The organism is Rhodopila globiformis (genome assembly GCF_002937115.1).
GTDB lineage: Bacteria > Pseudomonadota > Alphaproteobacteria > Acetobacterales > Acetobacteraceae > Rhodopila > Rhodopila globiformis.
Genome location: NZ_NHRY01000270.1, coordinates 1 through 23,434, shown reverse-complemented (window position 1 = coordinate 23,434; position 23,434 = coordinate 1). Strand labels below are relative to the sequence as shown.

Here is a 23,434-nt window from a genome sequence, read left to right as displayed (position 1 = left end):
CCATTTGTATGGCTGACACGGTTGCACAGCGTATCCAGAACGACATCGCGCAGAACGACGTCTTTCTCTACATGAAGGGCACGCCGATGTTCCCGCAGTGCGGGTTCTCGGCGCGGGTGGTGCAGATCCTGACGCACATGGAAGTGCCGTTCCAGTCGGCCAATGTGCTCGAGGATCCGGAACTGCGCGACGGCATCAAGACGTTCTCGCAGTGGCCGACAATCCCGCAGCTCTACGTCAAGGGTGAGTTCGTCGGCGGCTGCGACATCGTCAGCGAGATGTTCCAGGCCGGTGAGCTGGAGACGCTGCTGAAGGACAAGGGCATCCCGGTCAAGGCGCAGGCCTGATCGCGCCGCGCCGTTAACCGGATCTTCACCCGGGCAGGGTAAGCCAGGCGAACCTGCCCGCTGGTGAGGTCCTGGTGCACATTACCGTCATCACTCCGGCTTATAATGCCGCGCCCTGGTTGCGTGACTGCATTGCGTCCGTCGTGGCGCAGACCCATCGGGACTGGTCGCTGGTGGTGGTGGACGACGGCTCCGCCGATGCCACCGCCGATATCCCGGACAATTTCCACGATTCGCGTATCAGCCTGATCCGGCAGGACCACGCCGGCGTCTCGGCCGCGCGGAACCGCGGGCTGACGGCCGCCGCGGGCGACGCCTGCCTGTTTCTCGACGCTGACGACCGGCTGGCCCCGGACGCGCTGGCTCGGCTGGCCGCGGCGCTCGGCGCGCATCCCGCGGCCGTGGCCGTGTCCGGCCCCTATGCCCGCGTCGCCGCGGATGGTGCGATCCGCCGGATGCGGCCGTCTCCGGGGGGATACCTGCTGGAGCGCCTGCTGGTCCGGAACCTGTTCGCCAATGGCGGTCATCTGCTGATCCGCTGGGCGGCGATCGAGGCGGCCGGCAGCTTTCGCAAGGATTTGTCCTATGGCGAGGACTGGGAATACTGGACCCGGCTGGCCTTGCAGGGCCCGTTCGCCACGCTGCGCCGCGGTTCGGCGCCGGTGCTGTTCGTGCGGGAAACGCCGGAGGGAGCATACTGGCGCATGGCGACCGATCCCGCCTGCTTCGCCGCCAGCGTCGATGCGGTCTATGCCAACGCTGCCATCCGTCAACGGCTCGGCGCCCATCGGCTGGGTGCGTTGCAGCGCCGGACGGAGGCTGAAATGGCCTGGACGATTGGCCGGGAACTGTTTCGTCATCAGCGGCGTCGCGACGGCTGGCGCTGGCTTGTCCGCTCTTTGCGGCAGGCGCCGACACTGAAGCGAGTCGTGCTTGCCGGCCTGTCCTGGACGCGAGCGGGTCCGTTTCGCGCATATCCGGCCGGCTAGGCGCACACGCTTACGGGAGTATGTCGATTTCGCGACATGGTATTCATCAATAAAACCCGATGCTTACCATCGGTTGCGGCGACGTGTAACATACCTATCGGGACTGTGATTGACAGTCCTCACGAATTCTGTGCCAACTTTCCCACAGCAATCGAATTTTGGCTGTCCTTGCTGCGCTTCCGTCCACTCGGGGCTTCAGAAGGTCCAAAGACCCGGTTGTCTACATGCATCGCGTGATTTTGCACGATGCCTGGACGGAGAAAGACGCAGACGATGTCAACCGGCACAGTAAAGTGGTTCAATACCACGAAAGGGTACGGATTCATCATGCCCCAGGACGGGGGTAAGGATGTATTCGTGCATATCACCGCCGTACAGGCCGCTGGCCTCCGGAGCCTGAACGAGGGCCAGCAAGTAAGTTTCGAGGTTGCGATGGAACGCGGAAAGGCCACCGCAACCAACCTGAAGCCGGTCTAGTTCGACCGGATTGATCTAGCTAAGCGATCGGCCGTTGGCTTGCCGATCGTCATTGGAGGAGGAAGACCATGGCCGTCGGTACGGTTAAATGGTTTAATGCAACGAAGGGGTACGGCTTCATCATGCCTCAGGACGGAGGCAAGGATGTCTTTGTCCACATCACAGCGGTACAGGCCGCTGGGCTCAAGGGCCTGAATGACGGCCAGAAGGTCAGCTACGAAGTGGCGATGGAACGGGGCAAGGCCGCCGCGACAAATCTGAAGCTGGCCTGACGCTCACCCCGGTTCGGAGGTCTGGCCAGGCCTGATGGGAGTGGCCAGACCGACGCTGGGGTGACTTCGTCTCCGCGTCCAGCTGGTGATTCATCGGCCATGAGGCTGTGCGAGGGTTCGAACGGCAGCGCGTCGCTAGGTTTTCTGGCGCTGCGCTGTACTCGCTGGCCCGGGCTGGCGGTACCTGCACGACAGCATGACGGGCTGGACCGGCACCGGCGGATGTCCGTGTGGTGTCGTCGTTACCAGCGTGGATGGTTCCTTGCTGTCCGGTTGCAGCCCGAGCCGAAATAATCGATCCACCGGAACCGGCGCACCGGCCCCGTCCATTTTCAGCCGTCGCGGTGCCGGCGCTGCCGATTGGCTAAGGAGACGCCCAAAAATAAGCGCGCCAATTCAACGGGGCGATATCCTCGCCAATGGCATGCTGAACCGTGCCGCGGTGGATCGCTTATTTTTGGGCGTCGCCTAACGCCGACGAATTGTAGCGCTTCGTTACAGAGAGACGTTCGATTTAACCGCGTCCCATCCTATATGACCTGACGATCCCAGGTCCTGAACAAACCGGCCGCCGTGGCCGGCGTGCCTGGATCGGGACATTTGGGGAAGCCTTGGACATGCGTCGCGTCTCTTCCGCCATCGGGCTCATATCGGTTCTGGCGCTTGGCGCCTGCGCAGTGCAGCCACCCCAGGGCCCTTCGGTGATGGCACTGCCGGGGAAAGGCAAGAGCTTTGAGGCCTTCCAGGCGGATGATGCGAACTGTCGCGGATACGCCCGTCAGCAGACCAGCGGCGCATCGGCCGCACAGGCGGCGAACAACAGCGCCGTTGGCAGCACGGCGATCGGCACGGTGCTGGGTGCAGGCCTTGGCGCCGCACTCGGAGCGCTTGGCGGCGCGGCCGGCGCCGGCGCCGCAATCGGCGGAGCGACGGGTCTGCTCGCTGGCGGTGCCGTTGGCGCCGGCAATGCCCAGGCCGCCGGCGGCAGTATCCAGGCACGCTATGACACGGCCTACACGCAGTGCATGTATGCCAAGGGCAATCCGGTCCAAAGCCCGCCCGGCGCCTATGCCGGCTATCCCTACAGCGGGGGCTATGTCCCGTACGCCTATGGCCCGGGCTACTACGGTCCGTCCGTCGCCGTTGGCGGAGGCTGGGGCTACGGCGGTGGCTGGGGTGGCTGGTAAGCCAGGGCGCCGGCTCGCGCGCCCCTACCCCATCAGCTTCCTGAGCGCCGCCGCGATCTGATCCCCGGACTGGTCCGCCCGCACCGGCGCCACGAAGCCGCCCTTCGGATCCATCAGGTACAGCACCGAGCTATGGTCCATCGCGTAGTCGTTGGGGCCAGGGCCGGTGCGGTGCTTGGCATAATACACCCGGTACTCCCGGGCCACCTTGGCAATCTCCTCCGGCGTCCCGGTCAGGCCGACAATGTTCGGCCCGAACGCCGCGGCATATTTTCCCACCACCGCCGGCGTGTCACGCGCCGGATCGACTGTAATGAACACGGTGCGGATCCTGGAGGCGGCCGGGCCGAGCTTGTCCATCGCATCGGCGACCGCCGTCAGGGTGGTCGGGCAGACATCGGGGCAGAACGTATAGCCGAAGTACACCAGCATATACTGGCCGCGGAAATCCCGGTCGGTGACCGTTTTGCCGCTGCCGTCCTGCAACGTGAACGGGCCGCCGACGCTCAGGCCGCCATTGCCCGCGCCACCGCTGAACCACATGAAGCCGCCCACCCCCAGCAGCAGCGCCGCCAGCACCAGCCCCAGGGCGGCATACAGCCCACCCCGGGGCGACGTCTTCGGATCAATGGTGGTGTTCATGAGCGCCTCCGCTGGCTGACATGGTCGATGGTGTGGCCGGACTGAGAATAATAGCCGCGATCAGATCGTCGCGCTGCGGCTGGCCGCCGCCGTCCGGGCGAAGCACGGCGCGCAGCCAGCCATTTCGATCTACCAAAAACTCCGTTCCGTCCAGATGTGCTGGCGGCAGGTCCGCCAGCACGGCATACGCCTGCCGCGCCGCCGGCTCGGCCGCAGCGCAGCCACCCGCGGCCGGCCGGGCATCCGGCTGCAATGTCACGCCGATCATGGCGACGCCCGCCGGTGGCGGCGGTGGCGGCGCATCCGCGGTCAGGTCAACAAGGTGGCCGCGCAGGTCCGCCAGGCTGGCGGCGTTGAGCCCATCGCACGTCAGCGCAAATCCAGGCGCAGGCACCGCGCGGCCGAGCAACGGCGCAGGCCGCCCCGCCAGGCCGGCATTGCGCGCGTGGACATAGTCGATCAAGGACCAGCGGTCGGCCGCCGCGAGTGACCAGGCAAAGCCGGGCATGACCACGTCGCCTTGCGGATTCTTCATACCGTGACTCAGCCACCAGAACAGGTCGCCGTCACGGTGCGCCCACAGATGCGGCATGGTCAGGTCCGCCGGCTTCACCGGCAGGCTGGCCGCGGCGGGCCCGTTCCCCTGGCCGCCGGGGCCATGGCAGGCCGCGCAATAGGGGCCATACAGCGCCTCGCCCCGGACAATGGCCGCGGCGGAAAATCCCGTCGGAGAGGTCTGGAAGCTGGTCGGCCAGGCCTCGACCGTCAGCAGGCCCAGCGACGGCCCGCGCAGCAGAACGAGGATCGCCAGCACCAGCACCGCCGGCAGCCGGAAGCGCTTCCGGATAATGGCCCCCAGCAGCAGCAGCGCGGCCACCCCAATCAGCGCGCCGCTGATGATGACCTCCCGCCGCACACCCGGGTCCTCGGTCACGCGATCCAGGCTGAAGCGCCAGGGGAACGGCCAGACCGGAGCCGCGTGTGTGGCCGGCGTGCTGGAGGCCATGAACGCGGCCGCGCCGACGATCGCCAGGCCGAGGCCGGTTTCGACGCACACCGACAGCAGCAGGTGCCGGCGTGCCGGCGTGGCGCCGACCGACAGGCGGTCGGTCAGCCACAGGCGGTTCAGCAGGGCCAGGACCAGAGCGCCCAGGAACAGCGTGATCTTCAGCAGGGCGAAGTGCCCATAGCGCGTGCCGAACAGGCGGGGCAGGCTGCCGATGAAGTCCATCCCCTGGAAGAAGCCGGTACCGGCCAGCACCAGGACGCAGGCGAGGCCCAGCGGCGTGAACCGCTCGCACACGGCGGCCGCCCGGGCCGGCTGCAGCGCGCGCACGCTGAGCCACAGCGGCAGCAGCGCGCCCAGCCACAGCCCCGCGGCCAGCAGATGAAACCCCTCCGACGCGACAAGGCTGTCCCCGAGCGTGCCCTCGGTCGCGCCGGCATGGCCGATCAGGCCCTGCAGGCCGAGGGCGGCGGCGGTCAGGACGAGGATGAGGAAGGTCCCGCGCAGCGTGTCCGGGCGGAACAGCACCGTGGCGGCCAGCAGCAGGCCGAGCCGGGCCAGCATCACCGTGCCGTAGTGCGTCCGCAGCGCCACCAACGGCAGCGCGTGCAGCACGTCCGGGATAGTCTCCGCGCCGGCCATGGCCATGGTCTGCAGGATGAACCAGCCGATCCCTGCCACGACCGCGATCACGCCGCTCGCCCGGCACAGGCGGTTCAGCCCGCGGCGCAACGACGGCGGCACCGCGGTTGCCGCCGGCAGTATCCATGCGACGAACCCGGCCGTGCCCAGCAGCGACAGCATCGCCGCCAGGTGCAGGCCGCGCAGCAGCGCCATGGTCGTGGCGAGGCCGGACATTCAGGGCTTCACGGTGAAGGTGAAATGTCCCTGCGTCTTGTGCGTGTCGATCGAGGTGACGTGCCAGTCCACGTGGTAGTCGCCCGGCGGCAGTTTTTTCAGGCTGACAACGAGCGTCCGCCCGTCATCCCTGACCGAGGGTTTCCCCTGGTCGACCTCCGTCCCGCTGCCGTTGGTGACATGGACGGTGCTGAACAGCGGCTCGACCGGCTCGGTATAGGTCAGCGTCAACGTCGAAGGGGATGACGGGACCTCGGACCCCACGGCGGGCGAGGCGCGGTCGAGGAAGGCGTGGGCAAAGGCCGCGGAGCTGACCAGGCAGATGGCGGCTGTCATGGGGATGAATAGTCTCATGGCGTCAGAACCAATGTGTGATGGGTGTGCCAAGGCTGTGCGGCAGCAGGTCGTCGAAGTAGAGATGGAACTGGGCGACGAACCCGACATGGGAGCCGGTGTTGCGGTTCCCGGGGATCAGCATCTCCGCCGTCAACGCATACTTCGAGGTCGTGTAGGCGACCCCGACGCCCCACAGATACTGCGTCACGTCCGTCGTCGGCGTGCTGGCGGGCGAGGACCACGACAGCTCGACCATCGGCGTCAGCCGGTTGACCCATCGCGGGAAGCCGTAGTCCTTCACCTCGCTCGACAGGTACAGCAGGGAGTACTGCAGCGTCAGCCCGCCGGCCCAGCCGTTGGAGAAGCCGTTGTTGAGCGGCGCACCCGTCTCGTCCACTTTCAGCTTCTTGTCGGCGATCGAATAGGCCAACTCCCCGGTCAGCGCGAACGGACGCAAAAAGCCGATCGGCAGGTCGCCGAAGCCTTTGCCGAAATAGAGCGTCGGGGCGGTCGCGCCGCTGTCGTCGTTGCCCAGCACCGCGCCGTTGCTGCCGTTGGCGCCGGTGCGCGCGAATTCCCTCTGGATGCCGAGCGACAGGACGAACTCGTGCGGCGCGTTGAGATAGACCTGGTCCTTCAGTGTCAGCACCAGGTTGTCCCACCCGTTCGCGGTCTTGTCGCCGGGGCGGGTCAACCAGGTGTAACCGCCGTTGATGGCGAAGCCGAAGGTCTCGGTGATGCGCTTGTCATATTCGAAGTCCAGCGCATACAGGTTTGGCACCGGATCGGAGCCCGGTTGCGGCAGGTAGCTGAAGGTCGGCAGGCTGGCCTCGTCCTCCATGAAGGGATCATCGATGATCAACGTGCTGACGAAGAGGTGGTCGCCGGCCCAGCCGTGGGCGTCGGCGTGGTTCGCAACCGCCGGAAGGCCGGCGGCAAGCGTTGCAAGCAGGTAAGGCCGTCTCATTGAAACGCTCCTGAATCAACAAGAACCGCCCCGCTGATGCGGGCCGGCTGGCTGGAATCAGGAGAAAACCGGCGGTGCCCGGGGTTGGGTGGCAGTCCGATAGCGCGGAGGCGGCGCGCGGGACGGCGGCGGCAGTTCCGCCCGCCGAACCTGCCACACTCGCGGCGGCACCAGGTAGGGCGGCGCCGGGACCGGGGGGATCTGCGGCTGCGCGGCGATGCAGTGGGAGCAGAGCAGGCAATCGAACAGATGCGACGGCAGCCTGGCCGGGGCGCCGCCCGTGTCATCCGCGCCATGGCACAGGATCGCGACATCGGCGATTTGCCGGAGCGGATCGGGACGCGGCACGCTGGCACCGGCGCCAAGCTGCACCACCAGCGCCAACAGCGCCGCGAACAGACCGTGCAGGTGGCAACGGCGGTTCGGCATCGCGCACTCTTACAGCGAGTCGCGACCCGGCTGGGTTAAACACTCTGTTTCAAAATGTTAAAGCGTGGGACGGTGTCTCCTCGCGTCATGGTGGCGCGGCCATGACGGCGTGGCAACAGCCGCGTCCCCCGCCCTATACCGCGGCCGGCTTCACATGCTCCTGCAAGCGCGGCATCAGCTCCACGAGGTTGCAGGGCCGATGGCGGATGTCGAGCTGGGACACCAGGATGTCGTCCCAGCCGTCCTTCACCGCGCCGGTGCTGCCCGGCAGGGCGAACAGGTAGGTGCCCTTCGCGACGCCGCCGACGGCACGCGACTGCATCGTCGAGGTGCCGATCTTCTGGTAGCTGAGCATGCGGAACAGCTCGCCGAAGCCCTCGATGCGCTTTTCCAGCACGCGGTCGAACGCCTCGGGCGTGACGTCGCGGCCGGTGATGCCGGTGCCGCCGGTGGTGATCACCACGTCGATCGCCGCATCGTCGATCCAGCGCCGCAGCACCGCCTCGATCGCCGCGGCGTCGTCCTTCTCGATGGCGCGGGCGGCCAGGCGGTGGCCGGCCTTGGCGATCCGCTCGGCCAGCGCGTCGCCCGAGGTGTCGTCCGCGGCGGTGCGGGTGTCGGACACCGTCAGCACGGCGATGCTGACCGGGATGAACGGACGGGTTTCGTCAATGCGAGCCATGCAACGTGCCTCCGGCGAAGTGTGGCCGCGCCGGTGTCAGTGCAACCCGGCGCTGACGGCCATAGCCATCTTGCTATGCGGGTCCAGCGGCGTGAAGCGGGGAAATTCGTCGGCTGCCAGGGCGTCCAGGCTGGGCGCCTGGCGATGCAGCCGGGCGGCGTAGAGCCAGGAATACAGTAGGACGTGCGGCACGAAGGCGCGCGTCTCGGGAACAGGGATGGCTTCGATGAACAGCAACGGATCGCCGTCGTCATGCACATCCTGCGCCCAGCGCACGAAGTTGCCCGGACCGCAGTTGTAACTGGCCAGCACCCGGATCAGATCGTTGCCGATACCATCGACCTGGGCCAGGTACGACACGTAACGCTGTCCGATCGCCAGGTTCGCCGCCGGCTCGTGCAACTGGTCCGCGGTCAGCATGGAGTTACCGGTGATATATTGTGCCGTTTCCGGCATGATCTGCATCAGTCCGCGCGCGCCCGTCGGCGATATCGCTGCGGGATTGAAATTGGATTCCTGGCGGGTCAGCGCGTAGACCAGTGATGGATCGACACGAAATCCGCCGGCCGGCCGCAGCCTGGGCAACGGAAACCGCATTTCCTCATGCCGCATGCCGTCCTCGGTCTGCAGCACTCCCGCCAGTTGCGCGGCGAAATCGGTCAATCCGGTCGCCGATGCAACCATCAGCAACGACTGGCCGAACGCGCTGTCCGATTCCGCCTGCGGGCCGAGGGTCCGCAATTCCACCTCCGCACGCTCGGGCTGGCCGATCTGGAGGAAGGCGAAGGCGCGCTGGCCCTGTGGCGTGGCGGCGACGGCATCGACGTCGGCCTGGCTGAGCAACCGGCCGCTGGGCAGGATGCCGGTGTCCATCCCCAGGATGCGGCGCGCCAGCAGGCCGTGCAGCGTCAGGCGCTGCTCGGCCGCGGCGTGCAACCATTTCAGCATGGCCGCGGCGTCATGCATCTTGCGGTTGGCGCGCGACGCCCAGAACGCCGATGCCGCGCGCAGATGCGGCGATGCGATGGCCGCCTCGGCGCCGCCCTCGAACAGGGTCCTGGCGACATCGAGACGATCAAGCCGCCACGCGGCCAGGCCGCCAATATAATAGGCGAGGCTGACCTGGTTCCGTGGCGTGACGCTGGCCAACGCGGCCTGGGCGATCCACAGCGCCATGGCGTCCTCGTTGCGGGTGAACGCCACCTGGGCAACCTCGGCGCGCAATTGCGCGGCGTAGGACGCGGAGATCCGGCGCCGCGCGCTGATGGCGCGCAGGGCGGCTGTCATGTTGCCGCGTTGCGCATGATCCAGAACGATCCGCTCCAGGCCCGGATCGCGAACAAAATCGTTACCCGGCAAATCAATATCTTCCGGCGCCGATTCCGGCTCGCTGTCACGCTTCAGGGTCGTAACGTCAGGCGCGGGCGGCAGCGTGGCGCCCTTCGGCAGCTTGATCCGCAGAAGCGCGTAAATGGCAGGCGCCTCGGGAAGATCATGAAAACGCGCCAGCCAGTCCGACAATTCGGGAACCGATGACTTATAGTAACGACCAAGATAGCGGTCGGCCAGGATACTGCCAAGCAGCAGCGGATCCTGGAGATCGGCCGTAGCCTTGATGGCAGCCGAGATCTTTCCTCGCCGCTGCAAGGCAAAAATACGTTGTAGGTCCGCAGCGTCGCCCGCGCGTAACGGCTTCGGAATAACCGCCTCCGTCACGCCGGCATGCGACATGCGCGGCACCGCCCACGCGGCCTCCTCGGCGCGTGATTCATGAGTAGCAACCGTCCCTATACCATTCCCCGATCCGGACGATTGTCCATGCGCAGGAGAAACGTACACTCCCGCAATGATCGCCGCCCCCGCAAGGATCGCGCGGGCTCCAGGATGGCGGGAGAGCGTATGACCGATCCCTCGCATGCGGTTTCGCTAGCCGCTAGGGCCGTGAGACGCAACCCCGGCAGCCGAGACGTTCCGCAGCTAGTGAGATCACAAACGCGAATCCGCCGTTTCCTCGCGGGTCCTTGGGTCACGATCGCGTTTGTTCTTCATCAAGGGTGTGTCGTAACTGCCGCAGTCCGACCCAGGCGTCCTTACGTAAAGGCGGAGTCTTCAGCATCTCCGCCAGGCCCGGCAGGGCGAGCGTCGGCAGCGCGTGGGGTAGTCCGGGGATGGTGGCCTCGGTCCAGCCGCGCGGCGGCCGCCGGCGGTTGGTCCCCGGCGCCAGCAGCGACCGGGCCGCGGTGGGGCCGAACAGCACCAGCCGCCGCGGCCGCAACAGGCCGATCAGACGGTGCAGGAAGGGCAGGCAGACCGCCAGCTCGCCGGCGTTGACGGGCCGGCCGCCCGGCGGGCGCCAGGGCAGCAATGGTGTCAGCATCAGATGGTTCCGGTCCAGGCGGATACTGGCCAGCATTTGATCCAGCAAGGCGCCTTCGGGGCCGGCGAAGGGGTGGCCGCCGCGGTCTTCCTCGCGGCCCGGCGGCTCGCCGATGATCAGGGTGGGGCTGGACGGGTCACCCTCGGCGAACACCGTGTTGCTGGCGGTGTCGCGCAGGGCGCATCCGTCGAACGCGGCGACGGCGGCGCGCAGGTCTTCCAGGGTCGCGGCACGGCCTGCCACGGCCAGCGCCCGCTCGGCCGAGGTCCCGGGCGGCGGCGCGGCGGGGGGCGCGGCGGGGCGGAGAACCGGTTCCGGCCGCTCGACCGGCGATGGCTCGAGCGGCCGGAACCGGTCGATCGGGTCCGGGGCGATCGCCTCGTCGGCGCCCCATTCCAGTTGCAGGCACAGCAGGGCGTAGGCGTCATCCAAGCAGGGCCGCCCGGAACCGGTCGCGTTCGATGTGGGGCACAAGGTTCTTCTTGCCCTCGTGAGTCGCCGGGCCTTCCTTGACCCGCAGCAGGATGAAGGTCAGGCCGTTCCCTTCCCGCAGCAGCCGCCGGCCTTCCGCCATGTCGGCCTCGGTGTTGACCACATGCACCACCGGGAAGCCGGCGCCGGTGGCGATGACGTCGAGCCGGACGCCCAGGCCAGTGTGGCTGTCCTGGTTGCCGGTCTCGCCGTAGTGGCCGTTGTCGACACAGATGATCGCCAGATTCGGCGGATTCTGCAAGGCGATCGTCGCCAGGGCGCCGACGTTCATCAGCAACTCGCCGTCGCCGGTCGCCACCAGCACGCGCCGCTTCGGCTGCGCCAAAGCCAGGCCGAGGCCCATCATCGGCGCCGCCCCCATCGCGCCGGCGAGGCCGAACAGGCGGGGTGACTCGTGGGTCAGCGCCGACATCTCCCACGCCGTGCCGGCGAGGCCGGCGATCATCAGGAAATCGTCCGGGTTTTCGATCAGCGCCGGCACCGCCTGGCGGCGGTCGAGCACCGCGTCCGGCAGCGTGGCCGTCTGCAGCTTGTTCAGTTTCGCCATGACCGCCTCCCGCCTAGAATTTCTTGGCGCCAATCAGGCGCTGGGTCAGCAGGACGGCAACCTGCTGATTGCACTGATAGGCCATGGTGATGGCGGCGGTGACCGCCTCGATCGCGTCCTGCGGCGTCTCGGCGCGCAGGACGATGACGCCCATGGCCTTCAGCACCGGCTCGACCGCCTGGCCCATGGCGTACTGCCAGGGGTTGCCCTCGCCGTATTCGCCACGCATCGAGACGAGCGTCAGGAACGGAAAGCGCCCGCCCTGGGTGAGGGACAACATGTTGATACAGTTGCCCACACCCGAGGATTGCATCAGCAGTACCGCTCGACTACCCCCGAGATCGGCGCCGGCGAGCATGGCGACGCCTTCCTCCTCGGTCGTCAGCGGCACGGAGTGGACGTCCGGGTCCGCCAGCGAGCGGTTGATCAGCACCTTGTGGCCGGCATCCGGCACATAGGCGAACTGCGTGACCCCGTTGCCACGCAGCAGGTCATACAGGGCATCGGGCCAGTTTTCCCGGGTGAGCGTTTCCGCCATGCTTGTTCCTTATTGCGTCACCAGCCGGCAGCCGCCCTTGTCGAGCGGCCGGAATGCCTCGGACCCGGGTATCCGCGCCATCAGCTTGTAGACGTCCCAGCGTGATGCCGACTCCCCGGGTGCCTTGACGCGGAAAGTATACATGTCGTGGACCGCCCGGCCATCCTGGCGGACGGTCACGGTGCCGAACAGGGCGTCCTGTATCGGTTGCTTGCGCATCTGCGCGACCACTTTCTCGCCCTCGATCGTGTTGGCCGCCTTGACCGCGTTCAGGTAGGCCAGCACCGAGGAATACACGCCCGCCTGGTTTTCCGTCGGCATCCGGCCGTTGAAGCGCTGGGCGAAGCGGCGGGAGAACGCGCGGGTGGCGTTGTTCAGGTCCCAGTAGAACGCCTCGGTCACCGTCATTCCCTGCGCCGCGCGCAGGCCGATGGAGTCGACGTCGGTGATCTGGGTGAACAGGCCGGCGAGGGTCTGCTTCTTCGTCATGCCGAACTCGGCGGCCTGCTTCACGGCATTGATCAAATCGGCGCCCGTGTCGGCCAGGCCGATGACCTTCGCCCCGGACGCCTGCGCCTGCACCAGATAAGAGGAGAAGTCGGTCGTGCCGATCGGGTGGCGCGAGGTGCCGAGGACCTTGCCGCCCAGCGCCGTCAGGGTGGCCGCGGTATCATGCACCAGCGCGGCGCCGAGGGCGTAGTCGAAGGCGATGAAGTACCAGGTGTTGCCGCCCCGCTCCGCCATGACGCGCGCCATCGTGTTGCCGAGCGCGTAGGTGTCCATCGTCCACTGCACCGTCGTCGGCTGGCAGTACTTCCCGGTCAGGTCCGACGTGCCGACGTTGGTGGCGAGGAAGGTGCGGTGCTTCTCGGCCATCACCTGGTTCACCGCCAGCCCGACGCCGGAGTTCACCGCATCGGCGACGGTGGCGACGTTGTCGCGGTCCACCCACTCCCGCGCGATCTGGGCGCCGAGGTCCGGCTTGTTCTGGTGATCCGCCTGCAGGATCTGCACGCGGAAGCCGCCGCCCTGGGCCGCGAACTCCTCGGCCGCCATCTGCGCCGCGACGACCGAGCCCTTGCCCGACTGATCAGCGAACGGGCCGTTCATGTCGTTCATGATGCCGATCTTGACGACGTCGGGAATCTGGGCCCGGGCGGAGAGGCCCGGGGCGAGCAGGATGGTAGCCAGGGCCAGGCGGCGCAACCAGTTCATGAACGGCTCCCCTTATTGTTTCGTCCGCTCAGGTTACAGGAGGCCGCACCGGACGCAAAACCGTTCAATCGGGGTGCGGAACCCACAGGCGATGATTTGTAGCGAACCGCAGGCAGGTTGGGACGAAGAGACCGGCACGTGTGGCCGCGTCCCTTTCGTCATGGCCGGGCGTGTCCCGGCCATCTGCGCTTCGACGGCTGGGGGTAGATGGCCGGGACACACCCTACGGGATGCACAGACCTCTGAAACGATTAGGCGATATCCTTTGTTATCAACTGGTTAGGGGAGGTTTTTGTATATACAGAAACCTTTGGCCCACCCACTGATAACAAGAGACTTTTTCAGATAACCGGAGGTCGTTTCAGAGATGTGTGTATGCGATAGGGACACGCCCGGCCATGACGATGAGGGACGTGCCGATGTCCCAGCCTACCTGCGATCTGCTGTAGCGCCTATGGGTGCGGATCCGGCCTGCCGGCAAAGCAGGACGCCAGCACCTGGGCGAAGGCGCGGGCGCGGTGGCTGATCGCGTGCTTCTGGTCCGGCTCCATCTCGCCGAAGGTCTGGTGGTCGCCGGCGGGCACGAAGATCGGGTCGTAGCCGAAGCCCTTCGCCCCTCGCGGCGGCCAGGTCACGGCGCCGTCGATGCGGCCGAGGAAGGTTTCGGTGTGGCCGTCGGGCCAGGCGAGGCAGAGCGCGGCGATGAACCAGGCGCGGCGGTCCCTGCGGTCGCCGAGCCTGTCCTTCACCATCCCCATGGCGACGTCGAAGTCCTTGGCCTGTCCGGCCCAGCGCGCCGAGAACACCCCGGGCTGGCCGCCGAGCGCGGCGACGCAGAAGCCGGAATCGTCCGACAGCGCCGGCAGGCCGCTGCCCTCCGCCGCCGCCAGCGCCTTGATGCGGGCGTTGCCGGCGAAGTCGGGCGCGGTTTCCGCCGGCTCCGGCAGGCCGAGCGCGCCGGCGGAAACCAGTTCCACGCTGTGCGGGCGCAGCAGCGCCGTGATCTCGCGCAGCTTGCCGCGGTTGTGGCTGGCCAGCACGAGCGTCTGGCCGGGAGCGATCCTGCGCGCCATCAGTCCCCCAGCGCCTGGCGCTGCAGCGCGAACAGCGCGGCGGTGCCCTTGCGGGCGAGGTTGAGCAGTTCCTGGAACTGCGCCTCGTTGAACGCGGTCTTTTCCGCCGTCGCCTGGATTTCGACGATGCCGCCGCCATCGGTCAGCACGAAGTTGGAGTCGGCGTCGGCGCTGGAGTCCTCGGCGTAGTCCAGGTCCAGCACCGCGTCGCCGCCGGCGATGCCGCAGGAGACGGCGGCGACCTGGCCCGTCAGCGGCACGGTCTTGAGCACGTTCATCTTCACCAGGTGGCGGAACGCCAGCGCCAGCGCCACCCAGGCGCCGGTGATGGCGGCGCAGCGGGTACCGCCGTCGGCGTTCAGCACGTCGCAGTCGAGGGTGATGGACATTTCGCCCATCGCCGCCCGGTCCACCACCGCGCGCAGGCTGCGGCCGATCAGGCGTTGGATTTCCTGGGTGCGGCCGGACTGCTTGCCGCGGGCGGCTTCGCGGTCGCCGCGGGTGTGGGTGGCGCGGGGCAACATGCCATACTCGGCGGTGACCCAGCCGAGGCCGGTGTTGCGCAGGAACGGCGGCACCCGCGCCTCCACGCTGGCGGCGCAGAGGACTTCGGTGCCGCCCATGCGGATCAGGCAGGATCCTTCGGCGTGGCGGGCGAAGCCGGTGGTGAGGGAGACTTCGCGGAGTTGGTCGGCGGTGCGGCCGGATGGGCGCATGGGTGGGTGTCCTTGGGCTCGAAATCCGGCGGACCATACAGGGTGGGAGAGTGGTTGCAACGGTTGGGTTGGAGTGGGGGAGACTCCGGCGTCGCGGATGGTAGCGACGGCCCGGGACTTCAACCGACCGAAACAGGCTTGCGGAAGGCCCGTTACAGACATGGCTGTTACGGGCCTGCGGCCTGCACTGTTTTCAGATGCGCGTGCAGAACCGACAGCGGACAGGGCGCGTCCGGCGGCACCACCGCCGGCCAGGACGCGACGCCGGGCAGCTGTCCGGGATTGCGCAGCACGAGTTCCGTCTTCAGGAACGGATTGCCGAACCGCGAGACGAGCAAGTGCCACATATGGTGCGTGGGATTGAGCGGCCACTTATGAAGCAACGCGGCTGCCTGGTCATTCGGCAGCTGTGTCAGGCCGTTCAGCCTCGCATTTGACGCCTCGAGCCGAGCCCGCTCTGTCGGATCGGCGACAGCAGCCTGTACCAGCCGATCGTAGCCGAACACCGCGGCGACACGATGCCCGCGCTTGCGCATGCACCGCGCCAGGCGAATCTCGGTCAACTGGACCAGCAGCCATTTCGAGTGGCTGATATGGACAGCCTCCAGGAAGCGCATGAGATCAGAGACCGCGTCTTTGCCATGGGCAAGCAACAGATAGCTTTGCAGGTGGGAACCGCCCTGCCGGCTCTCTGTCAGCCCGAACAATCCGTGCCCGGCCGCCCGCATGGTATCGATGACAGGTTCCAGTGCGTGAATCGGGCCCAGGACGCTGTCATTCATCAGGATCAGTTCTTCGATGGCAGGCCAGCGCCTCCGAACCTCCGGCATCAGGTCGTGCCAGGCGCCGAAATCACGGCCGAAGTTCTCCCGTTTCACAACCAAGGCACAAAGGCGGCGCACGGCCTGCCAGTCATCCTCGGGAATGTGATTGGCCATGGAGACGAATACGACAGAGAAACCAAACTGGCCGAGCAGCGAAAGCTGGCAGCGGACCATCTCGGACACGAGGCCGCTGGCCGAGTAGTGAACATAGAGCGCGATCCGGGTCACCGCGCTGGCGGGCTGCACGCCCAGTTCCTGACGGACCAAAGCCGACGTTTCGCGCCGCACGTGACGGATCAGGTCGTGCGGCAAGGCGCGGAGTACTTCCCATAGAACGTCAACGCCACGACGGAAGAGCCGCTTCCACGTGCCTGATGTCGCATAGCCATGGACAAGGCGCCGTGATCCAGGCGATTGCTCGTGAAGGTTGGTCAGGAGAAGTGGTTCGATCAAGGCGGCACCATGAGACAACGAAGCGGGTGAGTGAATTGATAGATCATATGTGCCATGGGCGATACGGCGCGGTGAACTGCCAACCTTAGTTCCGATGGCCCTTGCGGCCGACTACCCCTATGCTGATCTGCCCGGCTTGGTCTGTGATGGCAAACCGCCACATTTTTATGGGACGGGTTTAACTGGTCGCTTGCGTGCGATGTCTCGCTTCGCAGCCTTGAAGCAACGTCGCCCCGCCTCTTTGCGTGCGCGCTCGCTCGCAGGGTGCTCCTCGTCAACAGTCTAAAGTTCGCCACCCGGCCACGCTGGCGCCGCGACGGCGGTCAAGGAGCTGGCTGAGCACACCAGGGCGAACGACAACGTCAGCGCCATGGCGCCCACACAGCTTGACCAGACAGTTTTGCCAAGTTAAAAGTCACCCCAACTGTATTATAAACGTAGTCAGAGAGGTAGCTTCTTGTATTGAGCCCAGTAATCAACAGGGTCTATGCACAGATACCACAGTATCGATAACTTGGGGCAACAAGCATTATCGCAGTGCTAATTCATTCTGCTTGGCCCAGAGAAAATTTGCAGGAACATTCGGCAACAGGCCTTTGGCTATGTTGCGCTGACCTACCGAGTTTGACTCCTTGATTCGAATCAGATGAACGGTCTCTGGTACGATCAAGTGTGCTATTCGCGCCGCAAGTGTGGCCAGATTCCACGACCAATCTTCCACCCCAACGCCTCTTTGAGCATCTGTCGCAGGATATGGAAATCGCATGTGCAGTTCCTTTGCGGCAAAGACATTTGCCGTCCATACGTTATCGAGAACGAGCCCCCTTCCATCAAAACTGTCACTCGTGCTGGCCTCGTGCGTGGCCAGGAATGACGCAGCATCAGGATGCGCCGTGGCATCCAAGACGGTTCTGTCGAAATCAGCTTCCGAAAAGTAGTAGAGCCAAGCCGGATGCCAGATGATCTTTTCGGGAGCATCTGATGCCTGTGCCAACGCATAGGCTCTGCATAACCATTCTGCGCCCCATAAGTCGTCTCCATCAAAGAACGCGAGAAAGCGGCCATTGGCACGTTCCACGGCGGCATTACGCGATAGACCAAGATCGCCAAAATTGACCTCTTCTACATTATCTAGCCAGTCAGAGAACGTATTTACAACGTGACGAGTCGTATAATCGGGACGATCGAGCACCGCTTGGGTCTGAATCTTGATGCCATGCCGGCGCGCCGCTCCAACCATAAATCTGAACGACTCCAGCGCCGGAATGGCAAAGGCACCTTCATTGTGAAAGACTACCGTGGCGGTAATATCAGGCATTTGGCTCATGGGTGCAGAATAGCCTTGCTACATTGCGGCGGAAGGTTTCTGGCCCATGGCGACTAGAGGCTTGCTCATAGGCTGCATTTACCATAGATACAATATCATCAGGTGACTTCATTGTCAAACCAGCGAGCGCGTCTGCAAAACTCCGACTTGATGATTGCTTATCCGGCTCGATAAAGATGGCTGCGCTATCGTCGAACGTTTCATCCAAGCCTCCAACACGAGTTAAAACAAGTGGGATTGCTTTCTGCGCCATTTCCAGTACGACATTTGGCATTCCCTCGAACATGCTGGTGAAAATAAAGGCGTCATACAGTGCACAATCTATAGTGCCTACGTTATTGAGAAACCCATTGTGCTTAATATTATCGCTCCGTAAGCCTAGTTCTTCCAGCGGCCTGTCCGCCGGCCCGAAAATGTGGAACTCATCTCCACTGCGGAGGGTTGCTACTTCATTCAGCAGTTTTAGGCCCTTGAAATACTCTATTCGCGAGATCCACAGCCACCTCTTGCAGGGTTGAACCGAGGCAGCACGAAGACGGCGGGCAAACAACCGTTCATCCCACTCCTCCCGGGTTGCCAATTCGCTCATCGGCGGCAAGATTGCGATTCTGCATTGTGGAAGCGCTGCGAACGAGTTGCGCAAAATCCTCGCAGTACGACCATTATCGGTAAGAGCCGTTGCAAACGGCAGGGTAGACCTTGGGTAGCGCCATCCATACGGTGCACCAAGGGCGTTCGGGCTCAAGCCAAAAAATGCGCAAAATAACTTAGACTTCTGAGAAAGACCACGGCCATAGCGAGACACCATCTCCAAGCCGACTTGGCTGTTTATAACAAGAATGACATCTGGCGCTATGCCATTCAGGATCCTAGCTAGCGCCGCTTCATGCCTCCCAACCGATGGACAGAAGCTGCGCCAGAAAACGATTTGTGCCTTACGCAACGGAGCCAGTATACTAAGGGGTTGCCATTTCGCGGCAGCGGCTTCCGTTTGATCCGTTACCAACACAAGGGTTGGCCATAGGCCAGCAGCCTCAAAAGCCTCTACGATCGCCGACGCATACTTTTCAACTCCTCCAATAACAAGAAATGGTAATAAGATAACCGCGCGAGGACGTTGCGATATTACGCCGAGAAGCCTCGTTATATCGATACCGTGACGGCTCAGCAAGTCTGCAAAATTATAGCGTCGCAAAGTTCGTATGGCATGGAAGCCCGGCGCAAAGACCGCCGCGTCAAACTGCCCCTGCTCAAGTATTTGATCAACAACGCGCTGTGGCAGGAAAGTGGGTCTTACTGCAACAAATTTTCCACGATACCGGAACAGCTCCCAGGTTTTCTGGTCAGCTAGCGCCGCTGTTTGCCCTAAAAGAACTTCAAGATCCGGCGACAGACGGCGCCCTTCCAGACACCCGTGGTTCAACCAGTGCTCAACGGGGTCCGCACAGGCCTTAGCTACGTCCGGATTACGGGACAGGTAGTCGGCCTTGTCAATGTTGCGCTCTACGAACGCCCTAAATTTCGCACTTTCCTGGTCTTCGGGGGTCAGCCACCTTTGGCACCTGGTTGAGTATCCAAGTCTTTCCGCACAACGCTTGATTATTTTACGGAGCATAAGACCACCAACTGAACTTGTGTCAGGTCGATCCCCGAACATGCTTGGACGCCGACTCTTCAGGGCAGGAGTTTGACGATCAGCAGGATCGTTGGTGTCAATCAACCCCTATGATCCAGCGAATTCCTGCGAACCCCTGTAAGTTCGCGCCATTGCCCCTTCTAAACAGAAAGCCCCGGCACTCGTCGGCGATTGCATCTCCATATCGCGTGGCAAGCCCCTCGCATAGTGCTTCAACCTCATATTCTTCGAATACATAACGGTAAAGGATGTCCTTCTTCAGGAATGGGAATAACCCTGATAATGCACCGCCAAACGTGAACAGATGAGCTTGGTTGGCCTTCCGCAGTATTCCGTTCTTGCCGAAGCCTTGTCGATCCATGGTGCGCAAATAACGGGGAATGACTTTGGCCAGATCGGTTCTTAGGCCGTCGGTCGCGCTGCAGAGCGCGCTCCAGAACGTGCTGTCAAAGAGCACTTTAGGCTTGTATCCGGCCCTAAGCAATGCCCGGGAGAGCCCAATCTCGCCACGGCTAATCAGGTAGGCACGGTTATTGAGCGGCATCATCGCAGCAGACCATTTGCGAAAAGCGTCGCCATTGATGATAGCAATCGACAATTCGAAGCACCACGATGCAACGTAGTACTCAACATGATGATTTTCCGTAATGCCGATCCAGTCGTCCTTCTGTTCGGCGAACATTGCGAATACTGCTTCGTGTCCAGGCAAGTATATTACCGAATCGTTTAAGAACATAATCCTGGCATCAGCAGCTAAGTAGCCTTTTGCTTGTATAAGTCGCAGCCCTCGCAGATATGCTCCGAAGTCCCGGCCAACATTATGATTTTCCACCGCGAATGCCACCCCATCCGGGTAGCTCTGGTCCACCGCAAACGATCGATTGTTCAGCAATGCCACGGCGTAGCCCGACCGTGCCAGGCCGTTGATGACGCGATAATGGTTATGGCCGAGGCGTTCGGCGAATATCACGAAGATCGCCAACCGGCTGTAACAGGCTCCGGCTGCTGGCTCCAGCAAGCATCGAACCTCCGGCGTCACCGGCCGTCGCAGGCGAAATGTCCAGCAGTCTTTGGCAATAAGGGTTTCTCGCAGCAGGTCCAGCGCTCGCGCATAGAGAAACACGGTGAGGCGGTTCCTTAATAGCCTCCGCAGGCGCCGTGCAAACGTTATATCGCCGCGAACAAGCCAGAGCGCGAGAAGTGCGTCCTCCGCCCATGTCTGCCGCCGAAAGCCGGGAGTCTCAAGCAAGCTCAGCCTTGCACGTAATGTGCCTGCATATCCGCTCCGGATCTGTTGCGTCTGACGCAGGGCTTCCGGGGAGAGTTGCGCCTCGTTCTTCATGAGCGCGTCGAGGTGCGAGGTGAATTGTGCGTTGTGCGCGGCGGGACCCCGTGCCAGCACGCCCATCAATCGCCGAAACTGCGCCCTTAGTGCACCGACGCTACCGGCACCAGGCTGGCGATATGGAACGTCCGGCGTATTGTCGAAGAGAGTTGTCCCTCCGATTGCGGCAACGAAAAGACAGGCCCACCAGTCATGCAGCGAACTGCGCGGCTTCTTCGATGCATAGAGCGCGCGGGCCGCACTCTGGTTCATGACGATGGTGCAGCCGGTGCCAATGTTTTGCAGCAGCAGGCCAGGGAAACCCGGCTGGCGGCATAGCCCCGGCGAAAAGCCGATCGGCGGTAGCGCCTCGTCGACCAGGGTCTGGCGCCCACAGTAGATTGCCGGCCGCATAGGATCGACCGTCCTCAGCTGTTCCAGTGCCTGCTGAAGTTTCCCCGGTAGCCACACATCGTCCTGATCGGCAAAGGCTACCGCTGGCGCATCCAGAGCCTCGCCGAGCAGGCTCATGTAGCTGTCAAAGATGCCGAGTTGGTCGCCCGGTGCGCCCGCGTGAACAACTTGCCCCGGCGCGAGGTGCCGGGAAAATTCTTCCATTATGGCTGCCGTGGAATCCGTCGATCCGTCATCCCGCCAGATCAGCTTCCACCGCAGGTCAGCCTGATTGCGAAAACCGTCAAGTTGCTCCCGGAGAAACCTTGCGCCTTTGAAGGTGGCCAGGATGATGGCCACGTCAGGCCGATACCCTGCGGCAGCGGCCTTTTGTTCAGGCGGAAGGTCGGCACACGCAAGCTCACTGACTATCACTACCCTCAGCTCCCCCGGTCGATTGGGGGTTAGTAATAGTCTTGATACCAGTACTATTCAACAGCCGGACGACAAGGCTGAAGGGCGGCCTGCCCGCGCCGACGGCAGAAGCGGCCAATCCGCTTGGTCAATATCTTCGCTATGGGTTCGTCGCCCCCCTACCGAGACGCCGCCTCCCCCCGCATCCGCGCCTGGAAATACTCCCACGTCGCCTCCCGCTGCGCCGGAGTCAGATGCGGCACCCCCTTCTGCGCCAGGAACTGGTCGAACCCCGCCTCCAGCGCATCGGACGACGCCACCGCCTGCCCCGGCGGGTGCGCCGCCAGCCAATCGACCGCCGGCTTGAACCGGACCCACCCCGGCTGGGTGGAAGCCAGGTTGACGTCATGCCACCTCGGATGGTGCGGCGGCTTCAGCAACTCGGGGAACTTGCTGAAGAACGTGTCCACGAACACCGTCAGGTGCTGATAGCGTGGCGCGTTCGGCGGCCAGCCGAAGCACGCCAGCACCACGCCCACGCCGATGGTGTTCACCGTCTCGCCCTCGGGAATCAGGGTCGGGTAGTCGGCATGGGTGAAGGTGCCGCCGGGCACATAGATCTTCTCCAGCGCCTCGTTCGACGGCACCGACAGGAAGTGCAGCCCGGTGCCCGCCGGCTGGGTGCTGAACAGCCGGCCCGGCTTGCCGATGACATAGACATTGGCCGCGATCTCGCCGTGGCGCAGCTTGTTCTGGCCGATCCCGGGCTCCTCGGAGCGCAGATCGGGATGGATGCCCAGGCCGGCGAATACCGCCCGCGAGGTCAGGTTGGTGCCGGAGCCCTCGACGTCGATGTTGACCGGCTTGCCGTTCAGGTCCGCCAGGGTCTTGATGTCCGCCCGGGCGCAGACGTGCATGTCTTCGTCATACAGCTTACATATATACTGTATCTTCTGCAGCTCCCCCGGATACAGGTTGACCTCGCGGGCATGGATCAGGGAGTCGGCGGCGATCAGCGCCAGGTCCACGCCCGGCAGGTGCAGCAGGTCGCCGATGTTCTGCAACGAGCCCTTCCCGACGATCGGCACCACCCGCATGGTGCCGGAGTTGATCACCGAGGTCAGGTCGGTGGCGATGCGCATGAAGGTGCCGTCGATCTCGCCGCCCATGATGCCGATGGTGAACGGCGGCGGCGCGGCGGCGCCGGCCAGCAGGGCCGTGGCCGGCAAGGCAGTCAACAGGAAGCGGCGTTGCATGGTCACCTCGTGGTCGTCATCAGGGCTTGCAGCAGGGGCTTGGCGTCCGGGTCTCCCAGTTCGGCGGCGCGCTGGTACCACTGCCGGGCCAGGGCCGGATTGGGATCGATGCCGCCCACGGTGATGCGGTCCAGCACCGCCGGATCGTACATGCGGCCCAGGTCGCGGGCGGCGGCGGCGTGGCCACGCGCGGCCGCGGCGGCATAGAAGCGCCGGGCGCCGGAGATGTCGCCCTGCGCTTCCGCCGCCTTGCCGCGGGCATACAGCTCATCGGCATGCTGGTCCGGCGGCCGGGGCGTCAGCCGATGCGGTGGTGCCGGGGTCGCCAGGGCGGTGGCGGCACCGGCGGGTGGCGGAGCCGCGGCAGGCGGCAAAGCCACGACCGCGGGTTCCTTCCGTGGCGGCGGTGCGGCGGCGGGTGGCGGAGCCGCGGCAGGCGGCAAAGCCACGACCGCGGGTTCCTTCTGTGGCGGCGGTGCGGCGGCGGCCGGCGGTGGAGCCGCGCCAAGCGGCGGTGCCACGATCGCGGGTTCCTTCTGCCGCGGCGGAATCGCAGCCGGCGGCGGTGCGGTCGCCGGCGGAAGAGCCGCAACCGCCGGCTCCTCAGGGTGCGGCGGGGCAACGGCCGGCGGAGTCTCCGCCGCGGGGGCCGGTGCG

24 protein-coding genes are annotated in these 23,434 nt (G+C 64.7%); 5 read left to right on the top strand and 19 right to left on the bottom strand.

The features are described from left to right. The first annotated feature begins 8 nt into the window (after positions 1-8). From grxD to CCS01_RS30570, 5 genes are all read left to right on the top strand, one after another. Positions 9-347 (top strand): Grx4 family monothiol glutaredoxin, encoded by a 339-nt coding sequence (grxD, locus tag CCS01_RS30590; RefSeq protein ID WP_104522760.1) that lies wholly within the window; start codon positions 9-11, stop codon positions 345-347. A 74-nt stretch (positions 348-421) separates the two neighbouring features. Then, positions 422-1,336 (top strand): glycosyltransferase family 2 protein, encoded by a 915-nt coding sequence (locus tag CCS01_RS30585; RefSeq protein ID WP_158258700.1) that lies wholly within the window; start codon positions 422-424, stop codon positions 1,334-1,336. Positions 1,337-1,609: 273 nt separating this feature from the next. Next, positions 1,610-1,813: a cold-shock protein gene (locus CCS01_RS30580; protein WP_104522756.1), complete on the top strand. Its 204-nt coding sequence runs from the start codon at positions 1,610-1,612 to the stop codon at positions 1,811-1,813. A 68-nt stretch (positions 1,814-1,881) separates the two neighbouring features. Further along, positions 1,882-2,085: a cold-shock protein gene (locus CCS01_RS30575; RefSeq protein WP_104522754.1), complete on the top strand. Its 204-nt coding sequence runs from the start codon at positions 1,882-1,884 to the stop codon at positions 2,083-2,085. Positions 2,086-2,702: 617 nt separating this feature from the next. Continuing rightward, entirely contained in the window at positions 2,703-3,272 is a 570-nt protein-coding gene (locus CCS01_RS30570; RefSeq protein ID WP_104522752.1) for a glycine zipper family protein, read from the top strand. 24 nt (positions 3,273-3,296) lie between these two features. On the opposite strand, the gene CCS01_RS30565 is transcribed toward CCS01_RS30570, so the two are convergent. The 19 genes from CCS01_RS30565 to CCS01_RS34070 form a co-directional block, all read right to left on the bottom strand. After that, positions 3,297-3,914: an SCO family protein gene (locus CCS01_RS30565; RefSeq protein WP_104522750.1), complete on the bottom strand. Its 618-nt coding sequence runs from the start codon at positions 3,912-3,914 to the stop codon at positions 3,297-3,299. After that, positions 3,898-5,778, bottom strand: a complete 1,881-nt coding sequence (locus tag CCS01_RS30560) for a CopD family protein (RefSeq protein WP_104522748.1) — start codon at positions 5,776-5,778, stop codon at positions 3,898-3,900. The genes CCS01_RS30565 and CCS01_RS30560 overlap by 17 nt, the downstream gene beginning before the upstream one ends. After that, positions 5,779-6,114 (bottom strand): copper homeostasis periplasmic binding protein CopC, encoded by a 336-nt coding sequence (gene copC, locus CCS01_RS30555; RefSeq protein WP_204848475.1) that lies wholly within the window; start codon positions 6,112-6,114, stop codon positions 5,779-5,781. 22 nt (positions 6,115-6,136) lie between these two features. Continuing rightward, entirely contained in the window at positions 6,137-7,081 is a 945-nt protein-coding gene (locus CCS01_RS30550; protein ID WP_104522744.1) for a hypothetical protein, read from the bottom strand. A gap of 57 nt (positions 7,082-7,138) precedes the next feature. Continuing rightward, positions 7,139-7,510, bottom strand: a complete 372-nt coding sequence (locus tag CCS01_RS30545; protein WP_104522742.1) for a hypothetical protein — start codon at positions 7,508-7,510, stop codon at positions 7,139-7,141. A 133-nt stretch (positions 7,511-7,643) separates the two neighbouring features. Continuing rightward, entirely contained in the window at positions 7,644-8,192 is a 549-nt protein-coding gene (moaB, locus tag CCS01_RS30540) for a molybdenum cofactor biosynthesis protein B (RefSeq protein ID WP_104522740.1), read from the bottom strand. 36 nt (positions 8,193-8,228) lie between these two features. Next, positions 8,229-9,923, bottom strand: a complete 1,695-nt coding sequence (locus tag CCS01_RS30535) for a lytic transglycosylase domain-containing protein (RefSeq protein WP_239992464.1) — start codon at positions 9,921-9,923, stop codon at positions 8,229-8,231. Positions 9,924-10,218: 295 nt separating this feature from the next. After that, a complete protein-coding gene (locus CCS01_RS30530) occupies positions 10,219-11,001 on the bottom strand; it encodes a uracil-DNA glycosylase (protein ID WP_158258698.1) in 783 nt (260 codons plus the stop codon). Next, the gene (locus tag CCS01_RS30525) at positions 10,994-11,608 is read right to left on the bottom strand and encodes a thiamine pyrophosphate-dependent enzyme (RefSeq protein ID WP_104522734.1); all 615 of its coding nucleotides are present in this window, start codon (positions 11,606-11,608) and stop codon (positions 10,994-10,996) included. The genes CCS01_RS30530 and CCS01_RS30525 overlap by 8 nt, the downstream gene beginning before the upstream one ends. A gap of 13 nt (positions 11,609-11,621) precedes the next feature. Beyond that, positions 11,622-12,146, bottom strand: a complete 525-nt coding sequence (locus CCS01_RS30520) for a thiamine pyrophosphate-binding protein (RefSeq protein WP_104522732.1) — start codon at positions 12,144-12,146, stop codon at positions 11,622-11,624. A gap of 9 nt (positions 12,147-12,155) precedes the next feature. Then, positions 12,156-13,361 carry an ABC transporter substrate-binding protein gene (locus CCS01_RS30515; RefSeq protein ID WP_104522730.1) on the bottom strand — a complete coding sequence of 402 codons (1,206 nt, stop codon included), beginning with the start codon at positions 13,359-13,361 and terminating at the stop codon, positions 12,156-12,158. Between the two features lie 452 nt (positions 13,362-13,813). After that, on the bottom strand, positions 13,814-14,434 hold the full coding sequence (locus CCS01_RS30510) for a non-canonical purine NTP pyrophosphatase (protein WP_104522728.1): 621 nt from the start codon (positions 14,432-14,434) through the stop codon (positions 13,814-13,816). Continuing rightward, positions 14,434-15,150 (bottom strand): ribonuclease PH, encoded by a 717-nt coding sequence (rph, locus tag CCS01_RS30505; RefSeq protein ID WP_104522726.1) that lies wholly within the window; start codon positions 15,148-15,150, stop codon positions 14,434-14,436. Before rph ends, CCS01_RS30510 begins: the two co-directional genes overlap by 1 nt. 167 nt (positions 15,151-15,317) lie before the next feature. Then, entirely contained in the window at positions 15,318-16,286 is a 969-nt protein-coding gene (locus tag CCS01_RS30500; protein WP_104522724.1) for a rhamnan synthesis F family protein, read from the bottom strand. 670 nt (positions 16,287-16,956) lie between these two features. Beyond that, positions 16,957-17,745: a glycosyltransferase family 2 protein gene (locus tag CCS01_RS33325; RefSeq protein WP_146102043.1), complete on the bottom strand. Its 789-nt coding sequence runs from the start codon at positions 17,743-17,745 to the stop codon at positions 16,957-16,959. Then, positions 17,738-19,474 (bottom strand): glycosyltransferase, encoded by a 1,737-nt coding sequence (locus CCS01_RS30495; protein ID WP_146102042.1) that lies wholly within the window; start codon positions 19,472-19,474, stop codon positions 17,738-17,740. The genes CCS01_RS33325 and CCS01_RS30495 overlap by 8 nt, the downstream gene beginning before the upstream one ends. Continuing rightward, the gene (locus CCS01_RS30490) at positions 19,467-21,467 is read right to left on the bottom strand and encodes a glycosyltransferase (RefSeq protein ID WP_158258697.1); all 2,001 of its coding nucleotides are present in this window, start codon (positions 21,465-21,467) and stop codon (positions 19,467-19,469) included. The genes CCS01_RS30495 and CCS01_RS30490 overlap by 8 nt, the downstream gene beginning before the upstream one ends. Before the next feature lie 233 nt (positions 21,468-21,700). Then, positions 21,701-22,777, bottom strand: coding sequence for a TAXI family TRAP transporter solute-binding subunit (locus CCS01_RS30485; protein ID WP_104522718.1), 1,077 nt, complete (start codon positions 22,775-22,777; stop codon positions 21,701-21,703). Positions 22,778-22,779: 2 nt separating this feature from the next. After that, positions 22,780-23,157, bottom strand: a complete 378-nt coding sequence (locus CCS01_RS34070) for an SEL1-like repeat protein (RefSeq protein ID WP_158258696.1) — start codon at positions 23,155-23,157, stop codon at positions 22,780-22,782. Positions 23,158-23,434 lie beyond the last annotated feature (277 nt).